The 10484-nt window shown below is 65.4% G+C and carries 6 protein-coding genes and 1 pseudogene; 5 read left to right on the top strand and 2 right to left on the bottom strand.

Going from position 1 to position 10484, the window contains the following annotated elements; translation table 11 throughout:
* Positions 1 to 10: 10 nt before the first annotated feature.
* On the bottom strand, positions 11 to 1798 hold the full coding sequence (locus M2D63_RS01125) for a PAS domain S-box protein (protein WP_285860881.1): 1788 nt from the start codon (positions 1796 to 1798) through the stop codon (positions 11 to 13).
* 198 nt (positions 1799 to 1996) lie between these two features.
* Between M2D63_RS01125 and M2D63_RS01130 the strand changes: the two genes are divergently transcribed.
* From M2D63_RS01130 to M2D63_RS01140, 3 genes are all read left to right on the top strand, one after another.
* Positions 1997 to 3619, top strand: a complete 1623-nt coding sequence (locus M2D63_RS01130; protein WP_285860882.1) for an acyl-CoA synthetase — start codon at positions 1997 to 1999, stop codon at positions 3617 to 3619.
* 22 nt (positions 3620 to 3641) lie between these two features.
* Positions 3642 to 5411: an acyl-CoA dehydrogenase C-terminal domain-containing protein gene (locus M2D63_RS01135; protein ID WP_285860883.1), complete on the top strand. Its 1770-nt coding sequence runs from the start codon at positions 3642 to 3644 to the stop codon at positions 5409 to 5411.
* A gap of 192 nt (positions 5412 to 5603) precedes the next feature.
* Positions 5604 to 6614 (top strand): FecR family protein, encoded by a 1011-nt coding sequence (locus M2D63_RS01140; protein WP_285860884.1) that lies wholly within the window; start codon positions 5604 to 5606, stop codon positions 6612 to 6614.
* 26 nt (positions 6615 to 6640) lie between these two features.
* Here the strand turns inward: M2D63_RS01140 and M2D63_RS01145 are convergent, their stop codons facing one another.
* Positions 6641 to 7960: a Na+/H+ antiporter family protein gene (locus tag M2D63_RS01145; RefSeq protein WP_285860885.1), complete on the bottom strand. Its 1320-nt coding sequence runs from the start codon at positions 7958 to 7960 to the stop codon at positions 6641 to 6643.
* Positions 7961 to 9362: 1402 nt separating this feature from the next.
* On the opposite strand from M2D63_RS01145, the pseudogene M2D63_RS01150 reads away from it, so the two are divergent.
* Together M2D63_RS01150 and M2D63_RS01155 are read left to right on the top strand one after the other, a co-directional pair.
* Positions 9363 to 9509: pseudogene (locus M2D63_RS01150) on the top strand (HAMP domain-containing protein); the annotation flags it as partial.
* Positions 9510 to 9611: 102 nt separating this feature from the next.
* A complete protein-coding gene (locus M2D63_RS01155; RefSeq protein WP_403051605.1) occupies positions 9612 to 10367 on the top strand; it encodes a methyl-accepting chemotaxis protein in 756 nt (251 codons plus the stop codon).
* Positions 10368 to 10484: the final 117 nt, after the last annotated feature.

The raw sequence follows: 10484 nt of genomic DNA on the forward strand, positions 1-10484 counted from the left end.
CACACTTCCTCTATTCCGACGCCGCCACCGGCGCCAGCCGACAACACAAGACCAGCCCCCCGGCCGCACCCGGCATCGCCTGCAAGGTGCCGCCAAAGCCCTCAATGATACTTCGACTCATGCTCAAGCCCAGCCCCAGGCCTTCGGGCTTGCTGGTGTTGAACGGGGTGAAGATGCCGTCCAGGCGCTCGGCCGCCACCCCCGGCCCCTGGTCGCTGACCCGGATCTGCACCTGCCCCGCCGCCACTTCGGCGCTGAGCACGATACGCGAAGGCTGGCCGCGGTGCTGCTCGCGGTTGGCGTCGATGGCATTGCGCAACAGGTTGAGCAACACCTGTTCGAGCAGCACCCGGTCGGCGTACACCGCCGGCAACGAATCGCCGATCTGCTGCTCGATGCTCACCCGGTCGCGCGCCGCTTCCCAGTCGCACAGGCGCACCGCCTCGGCCGCCACATCGGCGATGGCCAGGGCCTGCAGGCGCCGGGGCTCCTTGCGCAGGAAGGCGCGCAGGCGCTTGATCACCTCGGCCGCATGGGTCGCCTGCTCGGTGATGCGCTGCAAGCCCTGGGCGACGCGCCCGACCGCCTGCGGATCACGTTCCAGGGCCTGCAGGTAGCGCTGGCTGGCACCGGCGTAATTGACCACGGCGGCCAACGGCTGGTTGATTTCATGGGCGATACCCGACGCCAGCTCGCCGAGGGTGACCAGCCGCGCGCTGTGGGCCAGTTCGTCCTGGTGGCGCCGCTGCTGGCTTTCGCGCAGTTCGCGCTCGGTCATGTCGCGGGCCACCAGCGAGTAGTAACGCTCGCCGCCTGCCGCACGGTGGGCCAGCAACACCAGCGACACCGGAAACGCCGCCCCGCCCTGCCAGGGCGTCAACCGTGTTTCGGCGTGCCAGACACCCACCTGCTCGGCACATTGCCAGCCCTCACGGTCCAGGCGCTGGCGCAACAGCGGATCGAGCAAAGCCTGCAGGCTCGGCAGCGCTTGCACATCCTGCAGGCCCAGGGCCCGGCGCGCCGAGCGATTGAGGTAGCTCAAGCGGCCTTCACGGTCGGTGAACAACACAAGGTCGGTATTGGCCTCCACCACTTCGGCCAGGCGCCGCCGGTTCTCCTCGGCCTCGATGCGCACGGTGATATCGCGCGAGACGCTGACGATTTCCACCACCGCGCCGGTGTAGGTCTCGCGAATGGCCCGGCTGGCGATCTCGAACCACAGGTCGCGACCGTCTCGATGGCGTACCCGGCAGGTCATGGTCTGGTAGCCGTCCTGCTCCAGCGCCTGGGCGGCCTGCAACAGCGACTGCTGGCGGTCCTGGGGATGAAACAGCGTTTGCACCGCCACCCCGCGCAGTTCCTCCGGCCAGTACCCCAACAGGCGGTAGGACGCCGGCGAGGCATCGAGGAAACAGCCATCGGGGCTGTGCCGGGAAATCAGGTCGGTGGTGTTCTCGGTAATCAGCCGGTACAGCCGCCGGGCCTGGCTGGCCTCGCGTTCGGCCAGGCGCTCGGCACTGGCGTCGCGACAGCGCGCCAACACCTGGCCGGTGCCGGTGGGGATGAAGGTCCAGAGCAGGATCTGCCCGGCCACCTGCGCTTCGACTTCACTGATGGCACGCGCCTGGCTCAGGCAGGCACTGACCAGCGCTTGATGGTTGCCCGGCAGCCAGTAGTCGACCGAACGCTGCGGCCAGGGGCCGAGCATGGCTTGCAGGGCCGGATTGACGGCCAGCACGGCGGCGGACGCATCCAGGAGCACGGTCGGTTGAGGATCGCTGGCGAGCAAGGTCGTCATGGGCACGCTCGAATGATGGCTTGAAGGCGAATATAGTATTTATACCATATTGCTATAGTCTATCTTCCAAGTACCATAGAATTTCACGTAAAAATTGTGACACCGAAGGTTCAGCCTTCACGACACCTGATCAGAGCTAACAATCAGCCACCGGGGGTTACCGTCGCCATGCGGCGTCCCCCTGCACAGGAACATTGCATGTCGATCTTCTCCCAGGGCCTGGCGCCCGCCCCTGTCAATCACACCGCCCTGACTCCGCTGAGCTTCATCGAGCGCACCGCTGCGGTCTACGGCCAGTACCCGGCCGTGATCCATGGCGCCATCCGCCGCAACTGGCAGCAGACCTACGAACGCTCCCGGCGCCTGGCCAGTGCCCTGGCCGGACGTGGCATCGGCCAGGGCGACACGGTGGCGGTGATGCTGCCGAATATCCCGGCGATGCTCGAGGCGCACTTCGGCGTGCCGATGATCGGTGCCGTGCTCAATGCCCTGAACGTGCGCCTGGATGCCGAAGCCATTGCCTTCATGCTCGAACATGGCGAAGCCAAGGTGCTGATCACCGACCGCGAATTCCACAAGGTCATCGCCGCGGCCCTGGCGCTGATGGAGTACCCGCCGCTGGTGATCGATGTCGACGACCCGGAGTACGGCGAAGGCCAGGCCGTCAGCGACCTGGACTACGAGGCCTTCCTGGCCGAGGGCGACCCCGAATTTGCCTGGCTGTGGCCCGAAGACGAGTGGCAGGCGATCTCGCTCAACTACACCTCCGGCACCACCGGCAACCCCAAGGGCGTGGTCTACCACCACCGCGGCGCCTACCTCAATTCCCTGGGCAACCAGATGACCTGGGCCATGGGCAACCACCCGGTGTACCTGTGGACCTTGCCGATGTTCCACTGCAACGGCTGGTGCTACCCCTGGACCGTCACCGCCCTGGCCGGCACCCATGTGTTCCTGCGCCGGGTCGACCCGCAGAAAATCCTCACCCTGATCCGCGAGCACCAGGTCACCCACCTGTGCGGCGCGCCCATCGTGCTCAACGCCCTGATCAACATGCCCGACTCGGCCAAGGCGGCCATCGATCATCCGGTCAACGCCATGGTCGCCGGCGCGGCGCCACCGGCCAAGGTCATCGGCGCGGTCGAGGAGATGGGTATCAAGGTCACCCACGTCTACGGCCTGACCGAAGTCTATGGCCCGGTGACCGTCTGCGCCTGGCACGCCGAGTGGGACGAACAGCCCCTGGCCGAGCGCGCGCGGATCAAGTCGCGCCAGGGCGTACGCTACCCGACCCTCGAAGGCCTGATGGTCGCCGACCCGCAGACCCTGGAACCGGTGCAGCGCGACGGCAACACCCTGGGCGAGATCTTCATGCGCGGCAACACAGTGATGAAGGGCTACCTGAAAAACCCCGAAGCCACCGCCGAAGCCTTCCGCGGCGGCTGGTTCCACACCGGCGACCTGGCGGTCTGGCACCCCGACGGCTATGTCGAGATCAAGGACCGGCTCAAGGACATCATCATCTCCGGTGGCGAGAACATCTCCACCATCGAGGTCGAAGACACCCTCTACAAGCACCCTGCCGTGCTCGAGGCCGCCGTGGTCGCCCGTCCGGACGAGAAATGGGGCGAAACCCCCTGTGCTTTCATTACCCTCAAGGCCGGCTTCGCAGAGACCCGCGAGGCCGAGATCATCAGCTTCTGCCGCGAACACCTGGCCGGGTTCAAGCTGCCCAAGACCATCGTCTTCAGCGAGCTGCCGAAAACCTCCACCGGCAAGATCCAGAAGTACCTGTTGCGCGACTGGGCCAAGGCGCTCTGACCCCTTAACAGCGAGAACCCACATGCCTGAATTCAATGCTCCGCTGCGCGACATGCGCTTTGTCCTTCACGAAGTCTTCCAGGGCCCTGCCCTGTGGGCGCGCCTGCCGGCCCTGGCCGAGCGGGTGGACGCCGACACCGCCGATGCCATCCTCGAAGAGGCGGCGAAAATCACCGGCCAGCTGATCGCCCCGCTCAACCGCAGCGGCGACGAACAGGGCGTGCAGTTCGACGCAGGCCAGGTGCGCACCCCGGACGGCTTCGCCGAGGCCTGGCAGACCTACCGCGACGGTGGCTGGGTGGGCCTGGCCGGCAACCCCGAGCACGGCGGCCTGGGCATGCCGAAGATGCTCGCGGTGCAGTTCGAAGAAATGCTCTATGCCGCCAACTGCAGCTTCAGCCTGTATTCGGCGCTGAGCGCCGGCTGCTGCCTGGCCCTGGATGCCCATGCCAGCGACGAACTCAAGGCCACCTACCTGCCGCCGCTGTACAGCGGCCAGTGGGCCGGCACCATGTGCCTGACCGAGCCCCACGCCGGCACGGACCTTGGGATCATCCGCACCCGCGCCGAGCCCCAGGCCGATGGCAGCTACACCATCAGCGGTACCAAGATCTTCATCACCGGCGGCGAGCAGGACCTTACCGAGAACATCATTCACCTGGTCCTGGCCAAGCTGCCGGACGCCCCGGCCGGGCCCAAGGGCATTTCCCTGTTCCTGGTGCCCAAGTTCCTGGTCGATGCCGACGGCCAGCCCGGCGCGCGCAATGCCGCCCATTGCGGTTCGCTCGAACACAAGATGGGTATCAAGGCCTCGGCCACCTGCGTGATGAACTTCGACGGCGCCACCGGTTACCTGATCGGCGAAGCCAACCGTGGCCTGGCCGCCATGTTCACCATGATGAACTACGAACGCCTGTCCATCGGCATCCAGGGCATCGGCTGCGCCGAGGCGTCCTACCAGAACGCCGTGCGCTACGCCCAGGACCGCCTGCAAAGCCGCGCGGCCACTGGCCCCCAGGCGCGCGACAAGGTCGCCGACCCGATCATCGTCCACCCCGATGTACGGCGCATGCTGCTGACCATGCGTGCCCTGACCGAAGGTGGCCGCGCCTTCGCCACCTACGTCGGCCAGCAACTGGACATCGCCAAGTACGCCGACGACGCCGATGAGCGTGACGCCGCACAACGCCAGGTGGCGCTGCTGACGCCGGTGGCCAAGGCATTCTTCACCGACAACGGCCTGGAAAGCTGCGTGCTCGGCCAGCAGGTGTTCGGCGGCCATGGCTACATCCGCGAGTGGGGTCAGGAGCAACTGGTGCGCGATGTGCGGATCGCCCAGATCTACGAAGGCACCAACGGCATCCAGGCCCTGGACCTGCTGGGTCGCAAAGTGGTGGCTGACGGTGGCAAGGCGCTGGGCGAATTCACCGCGCAGATTCGCGACTTCTGCCAGGCCGACAGCCCCTATCGTGCCCCCCTGCTCAACGCGGTGGCCGAACTGGAAAGCCTGAGCCAGTGGCTGTGTGCACAGGCCGGCCAGGACGCCAACGCCGTCGGCGCGGCATCGGTGGAATACCTGCAGCTGTTCGGTTATGTCGCCTATGCCTACATGTGGGCGCGCATGGACGCCGTGGCCGCGGCCAAGCAGGCAAGCGATCCAGCCTTCTACGGGGCCAAGCGTGCCAGCGCCGCGTTCTACTTCGCCCGCCTGTTGCCGCGCACCCTGTCGCTGCAGGCCAGCATCCGTGCCGGCAGCCCGTCGCTGTTCGCCCTGGCGGCAGAACAGTTCTGAAGAAAATTTCGCGGCCGCCAGTCGGCCGCGAAACACGCTCGTCCCTGTCAGCAGTAGGGGGTATGGCTGCGAAATCAGTGCATTTGCAGGTTTTTCACGGTAAAAAAATCCTACAACTGATAGTCATTCGCCATTATCTCGGTTCTCGCCACCTACGCTGCAAGGGTAGAATAGGCAAAACCGGGAGTCTCGATGAACCACACCAGCCACAGCGCCGACGAACACGATGCCATCACCGATGCCGCCGCGCACTGGTGCCTGCGCCTGCAATCAGAAGACTGTACGGCAGTAGAACGGCAGGCCTTCGAGCGCTGGCTGGCCGCCGATCCTGTGCATGTCCAGGAGTACCAGGCCATGCTGGAGATCTGGCAGACCGCCGATCACCTGCCCCGCAGCGCCGTACCCGGCACTGTCATCAGCCTGCCCCAACGCCGTGGCCCCCGTGTCTGGCGCCACTATGCCTCGGCCGCCGCCATTGCCCTGGTGGCCCTGCCGGTCGGCGCCTGGATCGGCTGGGAGCAAGGCTGGCTGCCCAACAGCTACCAGCACCTGGAAAGCGGCAGCGCCATCAGCCATGTGGTCCTCGCTGACGGCAGCCAGGTCGAGCTGAACCTGGGCACCGAGTTGCGCTTTGCCAACTACAAGGACGAACGCCGGGTCACCCTGATCAGGGGCGAGGCGTTCTTCAAGGTCGAGCACGACAGCCAGCATCCGTTCGTGGTCCGCGCCGCCCACGGCCAGACCCGGGTCACCGGCACCCAGTTCAACGTGTGGAAATACGAAGACCAGGTCAAAGTGACCCTGGTCGAAGGCTCGGTACTGGTCAGCAGCGACCGCACCCACGCCGATGGCGGCTACCGGCTGGGCCCCGGCATGCAGGCCAGCTACCAGGCCGGCGACTACGAGCCGAGCCTGAACCAGACCTACGCCCAGGACACCAGCCTGGCCTGGCGCAATGGCAAGCTGATCCTCGACAACCTGAGCCTGGCCCAGGCCCTGCCGCAGATCAACCGCTACCTGGACAAACCCCTGCGCCTGGCCGACGAGACCACCGGCAACATTCGCATCAGCGGCATCTACGACACCACCCAGATCGCCCGCCTGGTCAGTAACCTGCCCAAGGTGTTGCCGGTCTACCTGACCCGCACCAAGGATGGCGGCATGGTCCTCAACCACATCTCGCCGCCGCCCTCCCGGGGCTGAGCCTTGCGCTCAACCCCACGGGCTTCCTACAGCATCATCGCCGCCACCCAACCGAACGCCAGCAGCGGCAAGTTGTAGTGGATGAAGGTCGGCACCACGGTGTCCCAGATATGGTGATGCTGGCCATCGACGTTCAGCCCCGAGGTCGGGCCGAGGGTCGAATCCGACGCCGGTGAACCGGCATCACCCAGCGCACCGGCGGTACCGACGATGCACACGGTGGCGATCGGGTCGAAGCCCAGTTGCACGCACAGCGGCACGAAGATCGCGGCCAGGATCGGCACGGTGGAAAACGACGAGCCGATGCCCATGGTCACCAGCAGGCCCACCAGCAGCATCAGCAAGGCACCGACGCCCTTGCTGTGGTCGATCCACACCGCCGAGGTCTCGACCAGGCTCTTGACCTCGCCGGTGGCCTTCATCACCTCGGCAAAGCCGGAGGCGGCGATCATGATGAAGCCGATCATGGCCATCATCTTCATGCCTTCGGTGAACAGGTCGTCGGTTTCCCTCCAGCGCACGATGCCCGACAGCGAGAAGATCAGGAAGCCGGTCATGGCCCCGATGATCATCGAATCCAGCAGCAACTGGATAATGAACGCCGCGGCAATGGCAACGCCGGCCACCAGCAGGGTCAGCGGGTTGTAGCGCACCGCCACCTGCTCGACCTGCTCGATCTTTTCCAGGTCGTAGGCGCGTTTTTTCCGGTAGCTGAAGAACACCGCCAGCAGCAGGCCGAACAGCATGCCCGCCGCCGGGATGGCCATGGCGTGGGTGACGTTGACGCCGCTGACATCCACACCGCTGCGGCTGACGTTGGCCAGCAGGATCTCGTTGAGGAAGATGTTGCCAAAGCCCACTGGCAGGAACATATACGGGGTGATCAGGCCGAAGGTCATCACACAGGCCACCAGGCGCCGGTCAATCTGCAGCTTGGTCAGCACATAGAGCAGCGGCGGCACCAGCAGCGGAATGAAGGCGATATGGATCGGCAGGATGTTCTGCGACGAGATCGCCACCACCAGCAGCAGGCCGATCAGCAGCCATTTGATCTTGCCGCCATCGGCATGCCCCTGGCGGTCGATCATGGCCAGGGCGCGATCGGCCAGGGCGTGGGCCATGCCGGACTTGGCGATGGCCACGGCAAAGGCGCCGAGCAAGGCGTACGACAAGGCCACGGTGGCACCACCGCCCAGCCCGCCATTGAACGCCTTGAGCGTCCCTTCGATACCCAGGCCGCCCACCAGCCCGCCGACCAGCGCGCCGACGATCAGGGCGATCACCACATGCACGCGGGACAGACTCAGTATCAGCATGATGCCGACCGCGGCAATTACTGCATTCATTCCTGTGACCTCTAGAAACCAGACAAAAAGCGACCGCTACGGCGACAGACTGCCCGTGAGCAGTGGCCGAACGACAGGTATTTTTATTGGGGGCGCACACTCTGAAGCAGGGCCTTGCGCTTGTCAAAGTCCGGCGTTGCGCCAGTGTCCTTTGGGCGACCGAAAACGACGCATTTAAATTGATCGTTTGAATAAAGAAATCGGCTTTTCTGCCGATAGGGTCGTTAGCCTCAATCTTTCTGGATCAAAGGACTTCGCCATGTCGTTCAGACAACTTTCCATTCAGTGGAAGATCACCCTGCTGGCCGGGTTGTGCCTGGCCAGCATCGTTACCTTGCTGGTGGGACTCTCGTTGTACCGCATGGAGCACAGCTCGGAACTGGTCAAGGCCAGCAGCATGCAGATGCTCACCGAAGCGGCCCAGGGACGTATCGAGTCCCAGGGTGAAGTCCAGGCCCTGAACATCCGTCGCCAGTTCATGGATGCCTACCAGTACGGTGCCGGCTTCTCCCGCCAGGTGCTGTTCCTGCGCGAGCAGGCCGAAAAGCGCTTTCTCGACGCCTTCGACCTGCGCGAAGACCTGACCCGCCAGGTGCGTGCCGCCTTGCAGGCCAACCCCGACCTGCTCGGCCTGTCGCTGGTGTTCGAGCCCGATGCCCTGGACAACAAGGACGCGCTGTTCGTCAACCAGGAGCAACTGGGCAGCAACGAAAAAGGTCGCTTCGCCCTGTACTGGTCGCAACCGACCCCGGGCCAGCTGACCTCCATGGCGCTGCCGGAAAAAGACATGGCCGACACCAGCATCGGCCCCAGCGGCGAGCCGGCCAACACCTGGTCGGTGTGCCCGCGTACCACGCGCAAGACCTGCGTGATCGAGCCGTACTTCTATGAGATCAACGGCCAGCAGGTGCTGATGACCAGCATCGTGTTCCCGCTGATCGTCGCCGACAAGGTGGTCGCCACCCTGTCCATCGACATCAACCTCAACAGCCTGCAGGCCCTGAGCCAGCAAGCCAGTCGCAACCTGTACCAGGGCCAGACCCAGGTCAGCATCCTCAGCCCCGTAGGCCTGTTGGCCGGCTATAGCCCGGATGCCGGCAAGCTGGCCCAGCGTCTTGACCAGGTCGACCCGGTCAAGGGCGCCGAACTGGTCCGCCTGCTGTCCGACAGCACACCGCTGCACAGCCTGCACCATAACCAGCGCCTCAAGGTCCTGGCTTCCTTCGCGCCGATTCCCGGCGGCAAGCCCTGGGGTGTGCTGCTCGACGTACCGGAAAGCGCCTTGACCGGCCCGGCTGAAGCCCTCAAGCAGGAACTCGACCAGCGCAACACCAGCGGCACCCTGGTCGAACTGGGCCTTGGAGGCCTCGCCGCCGTGGTCGGCCTGCTGCTGATCTGGCTGATGGCTCGTGGCGTCACCCGGCCGATTCTCGGCGTGGCCGCCATGCTCAAGGACATCGCCAGCGGCGAAGGCGACCTGACCCGCCGCCTGCACTACGACAAGCGCGACGAGCTGGGTGAACTGGCCGGCTGGTTCAACCGCTTCCTGGACAAGCTGCAGCCGACCATTGCCGAGGTCAAACGCTCGGTGCAGGCAGCCCGCGATACCGCCGACCAGTCCTCGGCCATCGCCAGCCAAACCAGCGCCGGCATGGAGCAGCAATACCGCCAGGTCGACCAGGTGGCCACTGCGTCCCACGAGATGAGCGCCACCGCCCAGGACGTCGCCCGCAGCGCAGCGCAGGCCGCACAGGCCGCCCGCGATGCCGACCAGGCCACCCGCCAGGGCCTGGCGGTGATCGACCGCACCACCACCAGCATCGACACCCTGGCCGCCGACATGAGCACCGCCATGGTCCAGGTCGAGGGCCTGGCGCAGAACAGCGAGAAGATCGGCTCGGTGCTGGAAGTGATCCGCTCCATCGCCGAACAGACCAACCTGCTGGCACTCAACGCCGCCATCGAGGCGGCCCGTGCCGGTGAAGCCGGTCGCGGCTTCGCCGTGGTGGCCGATGAAGTGCGCAACCTGGCGCGGCGCACCCAGGAGTCGGTGGAAGAAACCCGCCAGGTCATCGAAGAGTTGCAAGCCGGTACCCGCGAAGTGGTCGGTGCCATGGACAGCAGCCATCGCCAGGCCCAGGGCAGCGTCGAACAGGTCGGCCAGGCGGTAACCGCCCTGCAGCAGATCGGCGACGCGGTCACGGTGATCAGCGACATGAACCTGCAGATCGCCAGCGCGGCCGAGGAACAGAGCGCCGTGGCCGAGGAGATCAACAACAACGTCGCGACCATCCGCGACGTTACCGAGTCGCTCTCTGGCCAGGCCAACGAATCGGCGCGGGTCAGCCAGTCGCTCAACAGCCTGGCCAACCAGCAACAGGGGTTGATGGATCAGTTCCGCGTCTGACCCCATCGCGGGGGGGGCCCCCCCCCGACCAGAAAGGGCGGGCTGGACCCCCCCCAAACACCCCCAAAAAAAAAACAGAAACAAAAAAAAAAACAACCACCCCCCACCCAACCAGCC

It is taken from the genome of Pseudomonas sp. BJa5, assembly GCF_030272875.2.
Taxonomy (GTDB): Bacteria; Pseudomonadota; Gammaproteobacteria; order Pseudomonadales; family Pseudomonadaceae; genus Aquipseudomonas.